This is a genomic window from Pasteurella sp. XG20, from assembly GCF_018968665.1.
GTDB classification, from domain to species: Bacteria; Pseudomonadota; Gammaproteobacteria; order Enterobacterales; family Pasteurellaceae; genus Pasteurella; species Pasteurella multocida.
This window is the reverse complement of record NZ_CP076656.1, coordinates 1,727,892-1,748,912: the sequence shown is the minus strand read 5'-3', so window position 1 is coordinate 1,748,912 and position 21,021 is coordinate 1,727,892. Positions and strand designations below refer to the sequence as shown.

At 41.2% G+C, this 21,021-nt stretch carries 21 protein-coding genes; all 21 read right to left on the bottom strand.

All coding sequences use genetic code 11. The annotated features are described in order from the left end of the window. Positions 1–4: 4 nt before the first annotated feature. The 21 genes from KPF51_RS08120 to ribF all read right to left on the bottom strand — a co-directional run bounded on the left by KPF51_RS08120 (position 5) and on the right by ribF (position 20,981). Positions 5–1,501: a tripartite tricarboxylate transporter permease gene (locus tag KPF51_RS08120; protein WP_005724552.1), complete on the bottom strand. Its 1,497-nt coding sequence runs from the start codon at positions 1,499–1,501 to the stop codon at positions 5–7. Between the two features lie 8 nt (positions 1,502–1,509). Continuing rightward, on the bottom strand, positions 1,510–1,962 hold the full coding sequence (locus KPF51_RS08115) for a tripartite tricarboxylate transporter TctB family protein (RefSeq protein WP_005724548.1): 453 nt from the start codon (positions 1,960–1,962) through the stop codon (positions 1,510–1,512). Positions 1,963–2,026: 64 nt separating this feature from the next. Further along, on the bottom strand, positions 2,027–2,986 hold the full coding sequence (locus KPF51_RS08110) for a tripartite tricarboxylate transporter substrate binding protein (protein WP_005724546.1): 960 nt from the start codon (positions 2,984–2,986) through the stop codon (positions 2,027–2,029). Between the two features lie 129 nt (positions 2,987–3,115). Then, positions 3,116–4,207 (bottom strand): anaerobic sulfatase maturase, encoded by a 1,092-nt coding sequence (locus KPF51_RS08105; RefSeq protein WP_005752200.1) that lies wholly within the window; start codon positions 4,205–4,207, stop codon positions 3,116–3,118. 307 nt (positions 4,208–4,514) lie between these two features. Continuing rightward, entirely contained in the window at positions 4,515–5,819 is a 1,305-nt protein-coding gene (locus tag KPF51_RS08100; protein ID WP_005724544.1) for a hemolysin family protein, read from the bottom strand. Between the two features lie 90 nt (positions 5,820–5,909). Next, on the bottom strand, positions 5,910–6,434 hold the full coding sequence (locus tag KPF51_RS08095) for a DUF1523 family protein (RefSeq protein WP_005718585.1): 525 nt from the start codon (positions 6,432–6,434) through the stop codon (positions 5,910–5,912). 44 nt (positions 6,435–6,478) lie between these two features. After that, positions 6,479–7,261 (bottom strand): YchF/TatD family DNA exonuclease, encoded by a 783-nt coding sequence (locus KPF51_RS08090; protein ID WP_005718583.1) that lies wholly within the window; start codon positions 7,259–7,261, stop codon positions 6,479–6,481. A 3-nt stretch (positions 7,262–7,264) separates the two neighbouring features. Continuing rightward, entirely contained in the window at positions 7,265–8,248 is a 984-nt protein-coding gene (locus tag KPF51_RS08085) for a DNA polymerase III subunit delta' (protein ID WP_042742731.1), read from the bottom strand. A 4-nt stretch (positions 8,249–8,252) separates the two neighbouring features. Then, entirely contained in the window at positions 8,253–8,882 is a 630-nt protein-coding gene (tmk, locus tag KPF51_RS08080; RefSeq protein ID WP_005718577.1) for a dTMP kinase, read from the bottom strand. A 1-nt stretch (position 8,883) separates the two neighbouring features. After that, the gene (mltG, locus tag KPF51_RS08075; protein ID WP_061406388.1) at positions 8,884–9,930 is read right to left on the bottom strand and encodes an endolytic transglycosylase MltG; all 1,047 of its coding nucleotides are present in this window, start codon (positions 9,928–9,930) and stop codon (positions 8,884–8,886) included. A 132-nt stretch (positions 9,931–10,062) separates the two neighbouring features. Then, positions 10,063–11,295, bottom strand: coding sequence for a phosphoglycerate dehydrogenase (serA, locus tag KPF51_RS08070; protein ID WP_005718573.1), 1,233 nt, complete (start codon positions 11,293–11,295; stop codon positions 10,063–10,065). A gap of 17 nt (positions 11,296–11,312) precedes the next feature. Continuing rightward, positions 11,313–11,972, bottom strand: coding sequence for a ribose-5-phosphate isomerase RpiA (rpiA, locus tag KPF51_RS08065; RefSeq protein ID WP_005718572.1), 660 nt, complete (start codon positions 11,970–11,972; stop codon positions 11,313–11,315). Between the two features lie 151 nt (positions 11,973–12,123). After that, complete coding sequence (hemW, locus tag KPF51_RS08060; protein ID WP_095261644.1) at positions 12,124–13,272, bottom strand: radical SAM family heme chaperone HemW; 1,149 nt, start codon at positions 13,270–13,272, stop codon at positions 12,124–12,126. 5 nt (positions 13,273–13,277) lie between these two features. After that, positions 13,278–13,601: a YbjQ family protein gene (locus tag KPF51_RS08055; RefSeq protein WP_005718569.1), complete on the bottom strand. Its 324-nt coding sequence runs from the start codon at positions 13,599–13,601 to the stop codon at positions 13,278–13,280. A 9-nt stretch (positions 13,602–13,610) separates the two neighbouring features. Then, positions 13,611–14,291 (bottom strand): hypothetical protein, encoded by a 681-nt coding sequence (locus KPF51_RS08050; protein ID WP_005724532.1) that lies wholly within the window; start codon positions 14,289–14,291, stop codon positions 13,611–13,613. 2 nt (positions 14,292–14,293) lie between these two features. Further along, positions 14,294–14,902, bottom strand: a complete 609-nt coding sequence (gene rdgB, locus KPF51_RS08045; RefSeq protein ID WP_005724531.1) for an RdgB/HAM1 family non-canonical purine NTP pyrophosphatase — start codon at positions 14,900–14,902, stop codon at positions 14,294–14,296. A 120-nt stretch (positions 14,903–15,022) separates the two neighbouring features. Beyond that, on the bottom strand, positions 15,023–15,370 hold the full coding sequence (locus KPF51_RS08040) for a ComEA family DNA-binding protein (protein WP_005724530.1): 348 nt from the start codon (positions 15,368–15,370) through the stop codon (positions 15,023–15,025). Positions 15,371–15,648: 278 nt separating this feature from the next. Then, on the bottom strand, positions 15,649–16,593 hold the full coding sequence (ispH, locus tag KPF51_RS08035; protein WP_010907279.1) for a 4-hydroxy-3-methylbut-2-enyl diphosphate reductase: 945 nt from the start codon (positions 16,591–16,593) through the stop codon (positions 15,649–15,651). A 12-nt stretch (positions 16,594–16,605) separates the two neighbouring features. Further along, positions 16,606–17,103 (bottom strand): signal peptidase II, encoded by a 498-nt coding sequence (gene lspA, locus KPF51_RS08030; RefSeq protein WP_005724521.1) that lies wholly within the window; start codon positions 17,101–17,103, stop codon positions 16,606–16,608. Between the two features lie 110 nt (positions 17,104–17,213). Next, positions 17,214–20,012 carry an isoleucine--tRNA ligase gene (ileS, locus tag KPF51_RS08025; RefSeq protein ID WP_061406390.1) on the bottom strand — a complete coding sequence of 933 codons (2,799 nt, stop codon included), beginning with the start codon at positions 20,010–20,012 and terminating at the stop codon, positions 17,214–17,216. Positions 20,013–20,045: 33 nt separating this feature from the next. Continuing rightward, the gene (gene ribF, locus KPF51_RS08020; RefSeq protein WP_010907278.1) at positions 20,046–20,981 is read right to left on the bottom strand and encodes a bifunctional riboflavin kinase/FAD synthetase; all 936 of its coding nucleotides are present in this window, start codon (positions 20,979–20,981) and stop codon (positions 20,046–20,048) included. Between the last annotated feature and the right edge of the window lie 40 nt (positions 20,982–21,021).

Sequence of the window (21,021 nt, the reverse complement as noted above, 5' to 3'; positions counted from 1 at the left end):
TCGTTTAATAGCCCTTTTTCGCTTTTTTGTAATTATTGAACACAATGCTCATGATGGTTACTAAGATTAAGATACAGAACGCCAGTGAGAACGGTCTTTCTAAAAAGAGGGTCCAGTCTCCGTCAGAAATGAGTAACGCACGCCGGAGATTTTTTTCAGTCAATGCGCCTAATACCAGACCAAGTAAGGTTGGTACTGCGGAGAACCCGAGCTTATCCATCAGATAAGCAATAATGCCAAAGACCAATGCAGCACCGACATCAAACATGGATTCTTTGAGGGAATAAGCGCCAGCAAAGCAGAAGACCGCAATGATAGGAATTAAAATTTGTTGCGGGATTTTCACCACTTTGGCAAAGAATTTCAGTAAATATTTGCCTTGGATAAGCATGAAAATATTAACGAAAATCAGTCCAATCATAATCGCATAGACCGCCGTGCCATGATTCTGGAATAAGTTTGGACCAGGTGTTAAGCCGTTAATCATGAGAGCGCCTAACATTAAAGCAACTGCGGCATCGCCCGGGATACCTAAGGTTAATAAGGGAACAAGTGCGGTACCTGTGATCGCATTATTAGCGCATTCAGCAGCAGCAATTCCTTCGACAGAGCCTTTGCCAAACTCTTCGGGCTTTTTAGAAACTTTTCTGGAAAAGTCATAGCTGAGGAAAGACGCGATAGAGGCGCCAGTTCCGGGAATGATACCGACTAAAATACCCGATAATGAACCAATGGCAAGGGGTTTCGGTAAACGCAACCATTCACTTTTCGACACGGTGCCTTTATCGAGTTTAGGCGGTTCGACTTGCTTATTTCCATGGCTTTTTAGATCACGCCCTTTATTGATAATTTCGATTAAGGCAAATAACCCAATTAAGACCACAACCAGATCAAAACCACCATATAAATTAATGTTATCAAAGGCAAAACGCATTGTACTGCCGCTGATCAGATCCATGCCGATGAAGGACAGGAATAAACCCAAACAGCCTGAGATAATGCCTTTTAATAAGCTTTCTCCACTGACACCGGCAATAATGGTTAAGCCAAAGGCACAAATCAGAAAGTATTCAGGTGAACCCATTTTGAGGGCGACTTTGGCGACTTCTGGTGCCAAGAAGAGCAATACCAGCGCACTGACAATTCCTCCTACAAATGATGCGTACAGGGCAACGTTTAAGGCTTTTTGTGCCATACCTCGGTTCGCTAATGGATTACCATCTAACATGGTGGCGGCAGCGTGTGGGGTGCCGGGGGTTTTGATGAGAATCGCAGAAATGGATCCCCCATAGCTTCCCGCACAATAAATGCCCAATAAAAACATAAAAGAATGAATCGCATTTAAAGAATACGTAATGGGGAGAAAGAGGACTAAACAAAGCATGACAGTCAGTCCCGGAATCGAACCAAAGACGATACCTAAAAATAGGCCTAGATTAATATAAAGAAAGCTTCCCCAAGTAAAGAACTCGTTAAATCCCGCAATGATTTGGTCAAACATAAACACTCCTACGGTAACGAAATATTAAGTAAATACTCGAAAATAAAAGAAACAGCCGTAATCACCGTGGCAACAATGGCGTAGTATTGCCAATTCCGGCAACGGAAGAACAGTAACATTAAGAAGGCAAAGATAATGGAGGAAACCATAAAAGGTAACCAATACAACATAAACCAGTACAATACCAATAATAGAATAACAATCGAGGCGTTTAACTCCTCGCTTAAGGTTAAGGTCACCATCTTGCTTGGTTGTTTGCGAATAATTTTGATGATTTCTTTGACAAGCAAAATACAGCTACAAAGTGCCATCAGACCAATAATCAGGCGAGGAAAGGTTTGTGCAGTAATACCATCATCTTCATCAATGACAATTTGTAAAGGGACTAACAACCATAATGTGATGGATAAAATAAGGAAAACGGCAGCACCGACTAAATCTTGGCGAAAAGTTATTTTCATCACAATATCTCCAAAAAAATAACCAACATAGTGGGAGAGTCAACACTATGCTGGCTATTGTGGGTTATTTAACGAGTTTAGAATATTTAGCCGCTTTATCCATGGTGGAGTCAATATAGGCTTTGACTGCTGCGCCATCTTTGATATCTAAACGGATACCAATATTTTTCGCGGTTTGTTGTAGTTTTGGATTTTCTAAGATGTTTTTAAGAGCTTGATAGTTTTTATCAATGATCGCTTGGTCGGTGCCGGCACGAATAAAGACCGCACAAGTGTTGATCATCCAAGTATCATAGCCGTGATCGACAACACTGTCTAAGTTATACACGTCATCAACCAATTTTTTCTCATCAAAGGCCACGACCGCTTTTGCATTTCCTGCTTTGACGAACTCTTTTGCTAAAGAGGCGTGTGTTGTTGCAAAATCAACTTCCCCTGAAATGACAGCGGTTAAGGCTTCATTCGCACCGTCATAAGGAATGATTTGGTATTTTGCCCCCATTTCATTGAATAAAGCGGCAGATTGTAATGCTTCAGAGGAGTTTGTACCGTTGGTCGCAATTTTGATTTTTTTCCCTTTTGCAATGTACTCTTTTAAGCTTGGGATACTGTCTACTTTTGTTCTTGGATTGGTGACTAACACAAAAGTGGAAGAGTAAATGTTAATGACTGGTACGAAATCTTCAAATTTGTATGCCACTTTCATTGTTAAAGGTGCAATAGCAAAGCTCCCTTCACCCCCTAAAATTAATTTGTGTGTGTTTGGTTTTTCTTTTGTATATTCTGTTAATGCGACTGCACCACCTGAGCCCAGAATATTATCTGCCAGTAATGGTTGACCATATTGCTCTTTTCCATATTCTGACATTGCACGGTTAATTTGGTCTGCAAGTCCGCCTACCGCCCAAGGCGTAATAATTGTGACGGGGGCTGTTGGCCAATTTGTTTGCGCCATAGAATTGATTGAAACGAGACCTAATAAACCAATTAAGCTCGCTTTAATTGCGGATTTCCACGTTTTCATTTCACTTCTCCTTATATTATGAGCGGTTAAATAAGAGGGTATTTTTGAAAAGTTGTAAATAGCATATAAAAGAAACACCAAAATGAGTATGATTATTGTCATATCTGTAGGGTGAACTGGATCACAAAATCATAACAATCTTTGTTTTTTTGTTAAAAAAATGGCTAATTTCTTCAAGTAAGGCGACATATGGCTTAATGCACTGTAGTAAGACTCACATAAAATATTATGTGCTTCACCGAAACCTTGCACTGTGCGATGCTTAGGACAGCCTCCATGACAAGCAAAGTAGAATTGACATTGCTGACATTTATGGGACACCTTTTGTTTATCTGCGCCGAATTTTTGTTGTTGTGCGGAGTAAACAATTTGTTTGAGTGGGGTTTCAATTAAATTACCGATTTTATAGTGAGGATACACATAGTGATCGCAGCTAAAAATATCGCCGTTTTGTTCGACGATCATTTGATCACCACAGGTTTTACGGAAAATACATAAACTCGGCTGCATGCCTAAAAACGCCATGAGCCACTGCTCAATAAACTGCACCCCAATCTTACCAATATCATGCGCATACCATTCGTCAAAAATCTCAATCATAAATTGACCGTATTCTTTCGCCCCCGCTTGCTGTTCCCATTCACCCATTAAAGGGATGAACTGCATATACGTCGAGCCAATTTGTTTTAGAAATTGGTAAACCGCTTTACCATGTAACACATTTTGTTTATGGACAACAGTGAGGGTATTGAAAGACACGTTGAAGGCAATCAGATTTTCCAGTGCATGCATGACCTGATGAAAGGTGCCTTTTTGACTTTTAGTTACGCGGTACACATCATGCAAATGTTCGGGACCATCAATAGATAAGCCCACTAAAAACTGGTTTTGTTGCAGAAATTGACACCATTGTTTATCTAAGAGGACACCATTAGTTTGTAGGGCATTATAGATTGTTTTACCGTTAGCATATTTTTGTTGGAATTCAACGGCTTTTTGGTAAAACGCAATGCCCGCAAGTGTTGGCTCACCACCTTGCCAGAGAAAAGTGACCTCTTTTTGTGGGGCAAGTTGTAAATATTTTTTGACATACGCTTCAAGCATGTCATCACTCATCGCGCGTTGCTGTAGATGTGGTTTTTCGAGATAGAAACAATATTTACAATCTAAATTACACAATGAGCCTGTTGGCTTTGCCATTAATTGAAAAGGAGTTTGCATTACCACCTCAATCCGAGAAAATGAATTCATCATACAAAGAGAACGGACATTTTAATATGATAGTGATCATAACAACATGAAAAAACTGTCGTACTATCAAATGACGCTGTTTATGCTTTGTAGGGATTTTTTCTTTTCAAGTGAGAAATAGTCTCAAGGGATTGTTCTCAGGAAATGGAGAGGAAAGGCATTTGGTGGTGGGATTTTTCGCTAACCGACGCCTTTCGCCCTGAGTACTGCAACAAAACACTTAGACCGGATAAGCATTATGATCTATTTGTTTCTGTTGCAGTGGGAATGTGAGCATTTAAACGGTAGGGTCAATGTCCTTTCTGAGAGAAACTAACAGTTGGTCAATTTTCACATTTTCGGTATCAATAATTTCAAATTTGTATTTATCATACAATACAAAATCGGTTTTTTTCGGAATCTTACGCAGCATATACATCATAAAGCCACCGATTGTTTCGTAATTTTCTTCGCCCGGAAAATGACTTAAATTGAGGGCGCGCATAACATCTTCCAAGGGCGTTGCACCATCAATCAACCAAGAGTCTTCATCACGGCGCACGATTTGTTCTTCTTCATTTGACACTAATTCACCCATAACAATGCTCATCACATCATTTAAAGTAATAATCCCGACCACCAGTGCGTACTCATTAACAATCACAGCAAAATCTTCCCCTGTCGATTTGAATAATTCAAGCACTTCAAATAACGAGAGCGTATCTGGAATAAACAGGGCTTTACGTAAAAGGCGACTGTCTGTCAATGAGACCCCTTTTTCAACTTGGAGATACATTGTCAGTAATGTGTGCGATTCTACATAACCGAGAATGCGATCTAAGCCGTTATCACAAATTAATAATTTAGAATGCGAATTGTGCGTGAGGGTATCTAGCACGGCTTGGCGATCAAAAGAGCGGTCTAAAAACACAATATTTTCACGCGTTGTCATCGTTGAAGTGACTGTGCGTTGTTGCATCTCAAAAATATTTTCGATCAAATAATGTTCTTGTGCATTAACAACCCCAGCTTCTGCTCCTGCCCCGACAATCGCGACGATATCTTCTGGAGTCATATTTTCTTCACGTATGGTCGAAATTCTAAAGAGCTTAAAAAAGCCATTGGCAATAGAATCAAAAATCATCACCAAGGGTTTGAGTAAGAAAATACAGACGGACATAATACGTACAGTACGCAGTGCCACTTTTTCAGGATTAATCATCGCTAAACGTTTAGGCACGAGATCCGCAAGCAGCACAAATAAGGTTGTGACTAAAGCGAATGCCAACCAAGAGGCGGCGCTATCTAGCCATTCGACACTGACGTGTTGGGTTAAGACGAGGGCTAAGTAGGGGCGAATCGCACTTTCGCCAATAATTCCGCCTAAAATGGCGACCATATTTAAGCCAATTTGGACAACAGTAATAAAGCGCCCCGGTTGGCTTTGTAGCTCAAGTACTAATTGCGCGCGTGCATCACCGTCGTTGACTAAACTTTGTAGTTTGATTTTTCGCGCACCGGCGAGTGACATTTCAGCGGCTGAAATCACCGCACTGATAATGATCAGTATGCCTAAACTTAGAATTGCTTCAAATAAACTCATAAAATATCTCTGTTTTGAACGGTAAGGGAGGCTAGGAAGAAACAAAACGTGGCTTAATGTGAGATTAAACCACGTGAGAGAAAAGAGGCGCTAGTTTTCGCTATCAAACCAGCCACGAATGAATTGGACTGAAAAGAAAAGCGTAATGAGTAATATAAAATACAAAATGTAGGCGAAAATTGGATGTGATGGTGAGGCATGTTCATCCACTGCTTTAATATTGAGTGCATTACGGAATTCATCAAACATCACTAAACGCCATCCATAGTATTTAATTTGTACTTTCTGTCCTTCTTTAATTAATGCTTCTGCCTCAGCATGTAAATTGGCTGAGCCAAATTTGAAATAGAATGGGAAACCCCAACGCGTGTCCTCATTGCGGTAAACCATAATCTTGCCATCTTGGTTTTGTGTATTAATAAAATAGACGTCACGGGTTGGACCATCGGCTGGATTGGCTTTCGTGATCGGACCATCTTTATCGACCCGTTTCACCTCGACCCCCGTCACTTTAGTCACTTCATAACTTGGTGTGACGAAATTCACGGTTGCGAATAAGACGAGGTGAAAAACAAAAATCACCGTCAGAAAAAAGTATTTAAAAAATTTTCGCATCGTATTTCCCTTAATAAGTATTATCCACCCAGTATATAGTTGATTTATTGTACATTAATTTTGAACAAACGTTCAAAGTTTTGTGTAGTGAGTTGGGCAAACTCTTCAAAAGACACGCCTTTTAATGTCGCCACATACTCACAGACTTCGCGTACATAAGCAGGTTGATTTTGTTTGCCACGATAAGGGACTGGCGCTAAATAAGGGGAATCTGTTTCGATTAATAAACGGTCAAGAGGTACACGGCGTGCCACATCACGAATTTCTTCTGCATTTTTAAACGTGATGATACCCGACAGCGAAATATACAGTCCTAAATCTAAGCCTTTTTTCGCCATGTCCCAATTTTCAGTAAAACAATGTAATACGCCACCGCACTTATCCGCATGGTTTTCAGCCAGCAAACGAATGGTATCTTCTCGGGCACTGCGAGTATGCACAATTACCGGTTTATTCAATTGGTTAGCAATTTGAATTTGGTTGGCAAAAATCGCCTGTTGGGTTGTTTTATTTTCTGCGCTGTAATAGTAATCTAATCCGGTTTCACCAATCGCGACAACTTTGGGATCATCCGCTAATTTCAACAGACGATCGGCATCAAACGGCTCATCATCCAGATCGAGGGGGTGTACACCACATGCTAAAGAAACATTCTTAAATTTAGCCAATGTGGCATAAATTTGCTCAAAACGAGTTAAGGTAACCCCTACAGCAAGTAAATGTTTCACTTCTCTTTCCATGGCTTTGTTAACCACGTCATCAACACTGCTGTGTAAGTTTTCATAATCCAGTGCATCAAGATGACAGTGGGAATCGACAATAAACATATTTTATCCTTCAAATACATCGGTAATTAATTGAGTGAGACCGTCTAATAAGATGAGTTCTTGGTTGACGGCATTAATTTGCGTTAAATCGGTACGTACTTTCTGTATGATGTGTGTGGCATGAAGTAATGCCTGTGCGCTTTGTTGTTGACTTAATTGCAGTACGCCAGCAGCGAGATCCTGACATAACCAATCGCTTTTAATCTGTAATTTTGCTTTGAGAGCATCACTTAAAAAAGCGAGTAACCAGTCAAGTTGGTGGAGGAGAATGGCTTTATCAAAAAAAGGTAACAGTTCTAACGGAGAACGTTTCCGATAAAATAGCCAGAATTGACGCAAAAACTCACGACGTTTTTCCAATAAATCTTGTTGTAGTACCGTTAAGGCATGCAATGGTCGCCCATAGCTAATACGAAGTGCGGTCTGGATTGCTGCAATTTCTTGTGTCGTTTGTTGCTGTAACCAAGCGATCGCACTGGTTTCAGCTGGGAGCGCCAATTTTTGCGTTTGGCAGCGACTATAAATCGTCGGTATCACTGAGTTGGATGCTTCTGCGTATAGCAGAAAATAAGTATTTGGACGTGGTTCTTCAAGGGTTTTTAACATCGCATTGGCAGCGGCTTCGGTTAAACGCGAAACACCCAGCACATAGATGATCTTATTGCCCCCTTGTTGGGCATGTTGATTAATTTTCTCATTCACTTCACGCACTTGATCCACACCAATATCTTTATTTTCAATCGGGGTCAAGGTATAGATATCAGGATGAGTTTGGGCTTGAAACAAATGACAATGATGACATTGTTGGCAAGGTTGTTGGTTTTGCGGTTGCTGGCAAATGAGCCAATGACCTAAGGCAAATAATAGCTGTTCAGTGCCTAAGCCTTGCTCGGCTTGAAACAAGAGCGCATGATGCCCATGTCCTTGTTGGAAGGCATCAATACGTTGTTGATAGTAAGGCAACAGCCAAGGATACAATGTCATCATCTGTTTAACGTGTAGTCAACCAAGTCTCTATCGCGCTTTCCACATCTTCTGCCACTTTGCTCATCGTCTGGGAGGCATCAATGGTCACGGCTTTCGGGTTATGGCGCACCAACTCTTGGTAGCGTTGGCGAGTGCGGTGGAAAAAATCCAAATTTTGTTGTTCGATACGATCTAAAGCCCCACGCCCTTTTGCGCGGCTTAAGCCGAGGACAGGATCGATATCTAAATAAAGGGTTAAGTCGGGTTCAAACTCACCTAAAATAGTTTGCTTGAGGGTATGGAGCAAATGTTGATCGAGTTGGCGTCCTCCGCCTTGATAGGCTTGTGATGACATATCATGACGATCACCAATTACCCACTTTCCTTGTGCTAAAGCAGGTTTGATTACATTCTCAACCAATTGAATACGTGCGGCATACAGCATGAGGAGCTCTGCTTTGTCGGTCACGGGTTCTTCTGTTTCGTGTTTAATCAGCTGGCGTAATTTCTCTGCTAAGGGGGTTCCACCAGGTTCTCGCGTAAACACAATGTCATGGATACCATGAGCATGCAATGCACGCACTATGCTATCACGCGCCGTCGTTTTACCTGCGCCCTCAATGCCTTCAAGTACAATAAATTTTCCTGTTGTCATATTAATTTCCATTTTTTTGACTACGATACCAGCGTAAATACTGTTGTACGGCACGATTGTGTTCAGCCAGCGTTTTGCTGAATTTATGTCCGCCAGAACCATCGGCAACAAAGTATAAATAATCGGTTTTTTCTGGTTTTGCCACCGCGAATAAGGCACTTTCACTCGGCATTGCAATGGGGGTTGGCGGTAAGCCGCTAATGATGTAAGTATTATACGCAGTTGGGGTTTCTAAATCTTTTTTACGGATATTGCCATCATATTTTTCGCCCATACCATAAATCACAGTGGGATCCGTTTGTAAGCGCATATTTTGTTTTAAACGATTGATAAACACGGAGGCAACTTTACCGCGTTCCGCTTCAATCGCAGTTTCTTTTTCCACAATAGAGGCAAGAATGAGCATCTCATAGGCATTCGCAAGGGGTAAATCAGCATCTCGTTTTTCCCATGCCTGTGCCAGAACCTTTTTCATCCGCTCTGACGCACGTTTAAGTAATGCAAGATCCGTAGAATTGGGCGTGTAGTGGTAAGTGTCTGGATAAAGCCAGCCTTCCACTTTTTTCCACTCTTGAATTTGTTTTACGTCGTGAGGTAACTCTAATAACGCAAAAATGTCGGCTTCCGTTTTGCCTTTTAAGGTTTGTACTAAGTGCGGTGCTTTTTCCAAATTTTTTCGCCAATTCGCAAAGTTATCACCTTCAATAAATTGAATGCTGAATTGGGCTTCTTTACCTTGATTGAGTACATGAATCAAATCTGCGACGGTATTGACCCCTTGCATTGAATACGTTCCCGCTTTGATTTTATTGAGTTGGGGATTTAATTTAAGCAAGTAAGTGAGCAAATTGGCGTTATCGAGGATATGCTCTTGTTCTAAAAGCGTAGCAAGTTTATTGCCTGTGGTGCCGCGTTCGACGGTTAAAAGCTGATCCGCTTTGACGTTGACCGGCGTGTCCATAAATTGCTGAATATGTTGGTAAGCAACAAACAAAATCCCTAACCCCACGAGAATGAGCAGGAAAAACGAAGTAAGCCATTTTTTCATCGATACGAATTATCCGTCCACAGTAAAGTCACAGTTTGGCGATTATAGCATAAAGCCGGGCAGAAATTGATAAGCCCTAAAAGACAAAATGCGATCTGAATGATCGCACTTTGCATGAGATGAAGTTTATCACTAGTACAAGACGCGTGCGCGAATCGTGCCTTCAATCTCTTTTAATTGCGTTAATAAGCTGTGTGTGTCTTCTGTCTCAACATCGATCACGACATAACCGATCGCTGGGTCTGTTTGTAAATATTGTGCGGCGATATTCACATTAGCATCCACAAACACTTGGTTAATCTTATTGAGTACCCCTTGTTTATTGTGGTGAATATGTAATAAGCGTTTAGTACCAACATGTTCAGGGAGTGACACTTCAGGGAAGTTGACCGCAGAAAGGGTAGAACCATTATCTGAATATTTGACAAATTTACCTGATACTTCTGCACCAATGTTTTCTTGTGCTTCTGACGTGGAGCCACCGATGTGCGGCGTAAGAATCACATTATCAAAAGCACGTAACGGTGAAACAAATTCCTCTTGAATGGAGGCGGGTTCTTCTGGGAAGACATCTAAGGCTGCGCCACGGATTTTGCCAGCCTCTAAGGCTTGTGCTAAGGCATCAATATCTACTACTGTGCCTCTTGCCGCATTAATTAAGATGGCGCCTTCTTTTAATTGTGCGATGCGTTCTGCACTGATGAGGTTTTTGGTTGAGGCATTTTCAGGCACATGTAATGACACTACATCACAGCTAGACAGAAGTTCTTCTAATGTGCGTAATTGCTGTGCATTGCCTAATGGCAATTTATTCTCGATATCATAGAAGAATACGCGCATCCCGAGTGACTCCGCAATAATACTTAACTGTGAACCGATATGCCCGTAACCAATGATACCCAGTTTTTTACCACGTACTTCATGTGAACCATTGGCTGATTTATTCCAAATCCCACGGTGTACTTCGGCATTGGCTTGGGGAACGTTACGCATTAACAAGAGAATTTCCCCTAACACTAACTCTGCTACAGAACGGGTATTTGAAAACGGCGCATTAAACACTGGAATACCACGTAATTTTGCCGCTTGTAAATTGACTTGGTTAGTACCGATACAGAAACAACCAATCGCAATTAATTTTTGTGCATGGGCAAGTACTTCTTCTGTTAAGAACGTGCGTGAGCGGATACCCACAAAGTGCGCATCTTTAATGGCTTCTTTTAATTCATCATCATCTAAGGCTTTTTTATGGTATTCAATGTTGGTATAGCCAGCATTTTGTAGCACTTCCAATGCCGTTTGATGGACCCCTTCTAATAAGAGAAATTTAATTTTAGATTTATCTAAAGACACTTTGGTCGTCATGTTTGCTTTCCTTTTTGTTATTCAATGACTTTGGCACCTTCAGGCGTGCCGACAATAATAATATCTGCTGCGCGTAGAGCAAAAATGCCATTGGTGACCACGCCCGGCACATTATTTAATTCTTTTTCCATTTCAACAGGATTCATAATAGCAAAATGATAGACATCTAAAATCACGTTACCATTATCTGTAACAACACCTTCGCGGTATTCTGGTGAGCCACCTAAGGCGACTAATTTACGCGCCACTTGAGAGCGCGCCATTGGAATCACCTCAACCGGCAAGGCGAAAGTTGAGCCGAGCACATCAACTTGTTTGCTTGTATCAACGATACAAATGAATTTTTTTGCCAACGCTGCCACAATTTTTTCACGGGTTAGTGCGGCACCTCCGCCTTTGATCATCATTTTCTGTGGGTTAATCTCATCGGCACCATCGACATAGATATCAAGGCTTGAAACCTCATTGGCACTAAACACTTCAATCCCTTGTTTTGCTAATAAGGCTTCTGAGGCTTTTGAGGCCGCCACCGCCCCTTTAATTTGATCTCGCATACTCCCTAGCGCTTCAATAAAACAATTGACTGTTGAGCCACTGCCTACCCCAATGATTGAATCGGGTTTCACGTATTGCAGTGCGGCTGCCGCAGCCATTTTTTTCATTTCAAGTTGATCCATGTTGATTCCTTTAAATTGCAAATAATCCTGTTTAACGTCGTGCTAAAAGCAATGTAGCACGACATCTTTTGATTGATATATAACTTGCGTAATCGTTTGCGCATGGTGTAATAACGCCTTACTTTAATCTTATTCAAGCGGATTAACAAGCCTATTTTGGTAAAAATTCTGCTAACAATTCATTTAAAAATAACTTGCCTTGTTCGGTCACTTGCCATGCAACTTCCGTTTCAACAAGATATTTTTTGGCTAATGCCCATTGAATTTGTGGCTGAATACTTTCTTCACACAGTCCAGTGAGTCGGGTGAAATCTGTTTTGGGGACCGCTTCTAATAAACGAAAACGGTTCATAAAAAATTCAAAAGCCAGATCTTCTGTGGCAACGGTTTTTTCTTCGTACAAATAGTCCCCACGCATATAACCTTTTGGATGTTTGGTTTTTGAATAACGTTTAATTTCGCCGTTTGGTTGTGTGATTTTACCATGTGCACCACAACCAATTGCTAAATAATCACCAAAACGCCAATAATTCAGGTTATGCCGACATTGAAAAGCGGGTTTCGCATAAGCAGAGGTTTCATATTGCACATAACCTGCCTTCGTTAATAGTTGATGACCTTGTTCAAAAATATCCCAGAGTGCGTCATCATCAGGCAAAACGGGCGGACGATAGGCAAACATCGTATTAGGTTCAATAGTGAGTTGATACCAAGAAAGGTGGGGAGGCTCGAGCGCAATCGCTTGTTGTAAATCAGAGAGCGCTTCTTCTAAGGTCTGGTTAGGTAGCCCGTGCATCAGATCTAAATTAAAACTTTTTAGCCCGGAAAGTTTGGCAAAACCAACCGCACTTTTGGCTTCTTGTGCATTATGGATGCGACCTAAACGTACTAATTTATCATCATTGAAGCTTTGAATACCCAATGAAATGCGGGTGACACCTGCTTGGACATAACCTTTGAAACGTTCTGCTTCGGCTGTACCGGGATTAGCTTCAAGCGTAATTTCAATGTCGGGTTGAAAAGGGAGACATTGTGCAACGCCAGATAAGAGCGTATGAATTCCTTCCGCAGAAAATAGACTAGGCGTCCCTCCCCCAATAAAAATCGAATGGAGAGAACGATCTTGAATACTGTCTTGAAAACGTTGCCGATCTTGATGTAGATCTTGCAATAAGTGGGCAATATAGTCTTGTTCAGGAATATGTCCTTTTTGTGCATGAGAATTAAAATCACAATAAGGGCATTTTTGTACACACCAAGGAATATGAATATACAGGCTCAGTGGGGGAAGGCGGTTTATATTCACTAACGTACCACCACGGCTGTTCCACTTGCCACAATCATAAACATACTTTTGCCTTCACCATTGATTGATGTGTAATTGACTTCGACACCCACAACCGCATTGGCGCCTAAACGTTTTGCCTGCTGTTGTAATTCTTCTAAGGCTTCTTTGCGAGCACGCGCAATTTTGGACTCGTATGCCCCAGAGCGTCCACCAATGATATCAGTAATGCCCGCAAAAAAGTCACGGATAAAGTTTGAGCCTGCAACCACTTCACCGAATACCACCTCTTTGTATTCAATGATTTGTTTTCCTTCAATGCTTGGCGTCGTGGTAATAAGCATAGGTATTCCTTATTTAAGTTGGTCTAACAGTGAAAAAAGTGCGGTTGGTTTTTGTTTAATTTCAACTGCCATTTTGTTGGCTAGCTTTTGTGCTTGTGGCCAATCAGCCCGATTGAGGACATCGCCACTGCATAAATACTCCATATCTTCTTTATTGATATCACCATGGCGCAAATTGTTATACGTTGCTAGAGTGCAGGCCTTAATGGTAGAAAATGCTACACCATAATTTTTGGCTAGCCGACTGTCACCGTAAATCCAGCTCAATTGGGCAAGTGCCGTGTAGTTTTCTAATTCTGCGGCTTGTTTGAGTTTGCTCACAATCAGCGCGTAATTTTTAGGTTGCTGCTTATCTAATTGATACACTTCATCGAAGATTTTTTGACTCCCATTTGGTGCCAAGTCTTGTAATAATTTCGGATCATATTCTGCCAAAATATCGTCTAATAAATCTTGCGCAACGTCGTATTTATTATTGGCAGCTTGTTCCAACCAGTAGAAAAAGTCACTTTGTTTTAAGTGTGCCATATCAGTAGTTGTCTGCAAACTCATGGCTAAATCGTATTGTGCTTCTGGGTTGCCTTTCTGAGCCTCTTTTAGTAATTCAATTTGCTCAGGTAAATAATCTAGTCCATAAACTGTATGAGATAAAGTAAAGCTCATTAAAAATAGACTGCACTTTTTCCACATAACTAAGCTCCTTTTGTTGCTAATTTAGTTTGTAACACAGATAGCGCTTTTGCTCGGTGGGAAATTTTTTTCTTTTCACTTGTTGCTAACTCTGCAAAAGTGCAGTTTACTTCAGGACTAAAGAACAGGCTGTCATAGCCGAAGCCATTTTCGCCTTTTTCTGCAAAGCCAATTTCACCATAACATTCTCCTTCGGCAATAATTGGAGAAGGATCGTGTTCGTGTTGTAACATGACGATACAGCTGACAAATTTTGCTTGTCGATGTGTTGGCGCGATATGATGTAGCGCGTGTAATAATTTTGCACGGTTTTTCGCATCTGCATCAGGACCATCTACCCCCGCATAGCGTGCAGAGTATAAACCTGGTGCGCCACCAAGGGCAGGCACGACTAACCCTGAGTCATCAGCAATGGCGGGTAAGCCTGACATTTTACTGGCATAGCGTGCTTTTAATAGTGCATTTTCCACAAATGTCAAACCAGTTTCTTCTGGACTTTCAATGTTGAGTTCTGTTTGAGCAATCACTTCAAAACCAAAATCAGCCAGGACATCTGACATTTCTTTGACTTTTCCTAAGTTACCTGTTGCTAAGACGATTTTTTGTTTCATTTGAGACCTTGTACTGAAGAAAATGTGAGGAAATTATACGCTTTTCTACGACATAAAGCCAAATGACAAAAGCGGAATCCTAAGATTCCGCATGTGAATAAAATGAGGTGATGAGGAGGGTTAGAGTTGAAGGCGTGTTTTATTTTTTTCCAAGATAGCTTGACCAATACCTTGAATATCACGTAATTGTTCAATGTCAGTAAACGGACCATGCTTTTCTCGGTGTTGGATAATGGCTTCAGCTTTTTTCGTGCCAATGCCAAGTAGCTTTTGTTGCAAGTCAGTTGCGCTGGCTGTATTAATATTCACTTTTTCATTAAGCGTATCCTGTGGTTTGCTTTGTATGTTTTGTACTACAGCGTGTTCTGTTTTCGCTTTTGTCATGTTTGCTGATTCAGCACATACATTGCTACTGTTAGAAAGAGAAACAAAGACAAAAACAGAAAATAAAAGAGATTTTAATTTCATAAGTCTTCCTTAAAAATATTTGAGGTTAATAAGAAGAAGGTGTTGAACAAATTCAACAGGGGCTATTTTCTCGATCAGAAAGGTCTTTGACTAAAATAGGGTGTTTTTTTGAGATGAAGATCGAAAAAGAAAATTATTGTTGCCAGAATTTTTCATCCTTGAGTGAAAGATCGCCATCTGATGATAGGATTGAATCATGTTGTTGAGCCAATAAAAAAACCACGGGTATTCAATCCGTGGTTTTCATCATGTCTGGATAAATTAAGCAATGAGGGAGGCTAATTGACTTCGGTAATACGCAGTTCTCTCGGCACTTCAAACACCGTATTTTCTTCACACCCTTGTAGCTCTTCTACACGGGTAACACCTAACTCTTGCAAACGTTTGACGACCGATTGGACTAACACTTCTGGGGCAGAGGCACCGGCAGTAATCCCAATGGTAGTTACATTTTCTAGCCAAGTTGGATCAATGTCATTTGCATCATCAATCAGTTTGGAGACGACGCCCATACGAGAGGCAAGCTCAGCTAACCGGTTAGAGTTAGACGAATTTTTAGAACCAACGACAATGACTAAATCGGATTGTTGTGCCAGTTCACGCACAGCTTGTTGGCGGTTGGTGGTGGCATAACAAATATCGTTTTTACGCGGACCTTGAATAGCTGGGTATTTTTGTTTGAGTGCTTCAATCACTTCACTGGTATCGTCAATTGACAAGGTAGTCTGCGTCATAAAAGTTAAATCATCTTCTTGTCTTAACCCTAACTTAGCAATATCTTCTACACTTTCCACCAAGAAAATGCCCCCTTCAGGGTTGTCATATTGCCCCATCGTGCCTTCGACTTCTGGATGCCCCTCGTGACCAATTAAGATCGCCTTGGTGCCTTTACGGCTTGCCCTTGCCACTTGCATATGGACTTTTGTCACCAAAGGACAGGTCGCATCAAACACTTTGAGATTGCGATTTTTGGCTTCTTGGCGGACCGCTTGTGAAACACCATGAGCTGAGAAAATCACAATCGCACCATCCGGTACTTCATGTAATTCTTCTACAAAAATTGCCCCACGTTCGCGTAACCCATTAACAACAAAGCGGTTGTGTACCACTTCATGACGCACATAAATAGGTGAACCGTGAATCTCTAACGCAGATTCTACGATACTAATCGCACGATCAACACCGGCACAGAAACCACGTGGATTGGCTAAAATAATTTTCATCATCGTCCTCTATTATTCTGTACGTTGTTCAGGTTCATGGCGATTTTTGAACGCATCAAGAATCATCAATCCTGCACCAAGGGAAATGGCGATGTCGGCAACATTGAAAACTGGGTAGTGATAAATATCCCAGTAAAAATCAAAGAAATCGACAACAAAACCATGATATAAACGATCAATCATATTACCTAATGCCCCACCAATAATCAGTGCGTAGGCAATATTCTGTAATTTCTGTGTTGCTTGATTTTTTGCGAGAAAATAACACAACATCAGTGAAATCGCGATGGCAAGCACAATAAAAAAGTATTTTTGCCAACCATCGTGATCGGCTAAGAAGCTAAATGCTGCGCCATAGTTCCGCACATAAGTTAAATTAAACACGGGAAGAATATTGATACTTTCATACAGTTCAAAATTTTTTACGACGAAATATTTGCTGCTTAAATCTAATAAAAATGTCACCGCACTTAACCAAAGAAATGAAAGCCCACTTTTCGATTTTGTCATAATAACCTTTACATCGTTTCAATATTGCAAGAGGCGAACGTTCATGTTCGCCTGTAAGAATAAATTCGAGCATGCACAACAAAGGCAGGATAAACTGCCTTTGTGCAAGATTATGCGAATTGTCTGACTTCGCCCTGACCGTTGACGTTTTCATCACAGCGAGAGCAGAGCGATTCAGCATCTTTGCTGTCAGAATAATGCCAACAACGAGGGCATTTGTGATTCGCTGAACGTACCACTTTTACTGCAAAGCCTTTCACTTCACCTTCCGCCACATCAGCGTCTGCCAATGGTTTGACTTCTGCTTTTGAGGTAAGTAACACAAAACGCAATTCATTTTGTAATTTGGCTAAGAGTGGAGCATAAGTGTCATTCGCATAAATGGTCAATTCCGCTTCAAGGGCAGCCCCGATAATTTTATCGTTACGTGCTTGCTCTAATACGCGGTTAACTTCATTACGTAAAGTGATGACTTGTTGCCAGTAAGCATCATTCATTTGTTCATTTGCATCTAACGCAAATAAACCGTTGTAGAATTCTTCAGTAAACACAAATTCACCACGCTCACCCGGAATATACTGCCAGATTTCATCCGCAGTGAAGGATAACACTGGGGCAATCCAACGAACAAGCGCTTCTGCAATATGCCATAACGCCGTTTGACAGCTACGACGTGCAAGGCTATCTGCTTTAGTGGTATATTGACGGTCCTTAATAATATCTAAATAGAATGAACCCATTTCAATTGAGCAGAATTTCATTAAACGTTGAATTACTGCATGGAATTGATAGTTATCGTAGGCATCTTTAATTTCATTCTGTGCTTGGTATGCACAATCCACCGCCCAACGATCGAGCACCATCATCTCTTCAGGCTTAACCAGATCACGTTTTGGATCAAAACCATTTAAGTTCGCCAGTAAGAAACGTGCGGTGTTACGAATACGACGATAAGCATCGGCTGCACGTTTTAAGATTTCATCCGACACAGAAATCTCGCCGGTATAGTCAGTGGAAGCAACCCATAAACGTAAAATATCGCCACCGAATTTATCCATCACCTCTTGTGGCGTCACAATGTTACCGATAGATTTTGACATTTTACGACCTTGACCATCAACGGTGAAACCATGCGTTAAGACTTGTTTATAAGGTGCTTTATTGTCGGTTGCGGTAGAAAGCATTAAGGAAGACATAAACCAACCACGGTGTTGGTCAGAACCTTCTAAATACATATCCGCTTCTTGACCATTAAATTCAGGACGATCTTTCACCACGGAATAATAGGTTGATCCCGAGTCGAACCAGACATCAAGGGTATCCGGTACTTTGATGTAGTTGTCGGCATCTGCACCTAATAATTCTGCCGTATCTAAATCCCACCATGCTTGAATCCCTTTTTGTTCAACACGTTTTGCTACTTCTTCGACAAGTTCAACGGTGCGTGGATGCAGTTCTTCTGTTTCTTTGTGGATAAATAACGCAACCGGCACGCCCCATGTACGTTGACGAGAAATACACCAATCTGGACGATTTTCCACCATTTTTTCAATTCGCGCTTGACCCCAATCTGGAATCCAACGCACTTTTTTGATTTCACTTAAGGCTTGTTGGCGTAAGCCTTGTTTTTCCATGCCGATAAACCATTGTGGTGTGGCGCGGAAGATAATTGGGGTTTTATGGCGCCAGCAGTGTGGGTAACTGTGTTTGATTTTGCTGAATTTCAGCATTGCACCCACTTCTTGTAATTTGGCGACCACTAAATCATTCGATTCAAACACGCCTTTGCCCGCAAAGAACGGCACATCAGCTTTAAACAAGCCATCGTTACCAATTAAGCCCGCCATTTCGATGCCATTTTTTTGCGCAATAATGTAGTCGTCATGACCATGATCTGGTGCGGTGTGTACTAAACCGGTACCGCCATCAGTGGTAACGTGATCGCCTAAAATAAAGGGCACGCTAAAATCATAAAACGGATGTTGGAAACGTAACCATTCAAGATCTTTCCCTTTGCTTTCGCCTAAGATGATAACTTGTTCTACACCTGCCGCTTTTGCCACTTCTTCCACTAAGTCTTTGGCTAAAATCACACGCTCATCATTGAATTGAACGAGTTGGTAATCCAAATTTTCATGAATAGCGATAGCGCGGTTAGACGGAATGGTCCAAGGCGTAGTCGTCCAAATAACCGCTGAAATGTTACCTGTACCTTTATCTGTCGCATTGAATTTCGCTAAAACAGCGTCAGAATCCACCGCACTAAAACGTACATAGATAGAAGGGGAGACTTTGTCTTCGTATTCGACTTCGGCTTCAGCCAATGAAGAGGCACAGTCTAAACACCAGTGAACCGGTTTTGAACCTTTGTATAGATGCCCATTTTCCACGGCTTTACCAAAGGCGCGAATGATATTCGCTTCAGTGTGATAATTCATGGTTAAGTAGGGATTGTCCCAGTCACCTAATACGCCAAGACGGATAAAATCTTTTTTCTGACCTTCAACTTGTTCTGCCGCATATTGACGGCATGCCTCACGAAATTGTGCTGCACTGATATTTTGGTTTGGTTTACCCACTAAACCTTCAACTTTTAATTCAATCGGCAAGCCGTGGCAGTCCCAACCCGGAATATAAGGAGAGTCATAACCTAATGCCGTTTTGGATTTCACAATAATATCTTTCAGGATTTTATTGACGGCGTGACCAATATGGATAGTGCCGTTTGCATAAGGAGGGCCGTCATGCAGAATAAATGATTTTTTACCTTTGGACGCTTGACGGATTTTTTGGTAAAGATCTTTCTCGTACCAGCTTTTTAACATATTTGGCTCACGTTTAGCCAAATCCCCACGCATAGGAAAGCCTGTTTCTGGCAGGTTAAGAGTGTTTTTATAATCAACTGTCATCTTGATATCCTAATGAATAAAATAAATTAATTTTTAAATTTGTTGTGTTCTGAAAAAATGCTTTGCGGTTTCCACATCTTGGGCGATTTGCTCTTTTAATGCCTCAAAAGAGGGAAACTTAAATTCGTTACGGATTTTGTGGCAAAATTCGACTTCTAAGCACTGTCCATAAATAGTTGAATGAAAATCAAAAATATGCACCTCTAACAGCTGTACAACGCCATTAATCGTAGGACGTTTACCAATATTCGCAACACCGTGATAAATCTCTTGATTTTTTAACCGCACTTTTACCGCGTAAACCCCTTTAACGGGGTTCACTTGCCGATGTAATGGAATGTTGGCTGTCGGAAAACCGATAGTTCGACCTAATTTATTGCCGTGTGCAACACGCCCTAAGATGCGATAAGGTTTACCTAACATTTTTTCAGCATAGGCTAAATCATCCTCGGCTAAGGCTTCTCGGATCGCAGTGCTACTAATACGTAACTCGTCACAGCAAAAACTGTGGTTATCTTCCACGAAAAAGCCAAATGCCTCGCCTGACTTCTGTAACAGGGCAAAGTCACCTTGTCGTTTCGCCCCAAAACGGAAATCATCACCAATACTTAAAAAGCGGACATTCAACTTTTTGACGAGCCAATCTTCAATAAATTCTTCGGCGGTTTGGCTAGCAAAATTTTCATTAAAACGAATACAAAGCACATAATCTACTTTTGCTTGAGCGAGATAATGTAATTTATCGCGTAGGCGCATCAGGCGTGCGGGAATGGCGTCGCCAGTAAAGTATTCGCGCGGTTGTGGTTCAAATAACATCACGACCACCGGCAAATTCAACGCATCGGCTTTTTGACGTAAATGGCGCAAAATGGCTTGATGACCTAAATGCACACCATCAAAATTGCCAATAGTCAGCGCACAACCAGATAAATTTGGGGGTAAATTGTGAATGCCACGAATCAGTCGCATTGAAATCGTTATCCGTTCGAAATTTATAAGCAAAAATAAT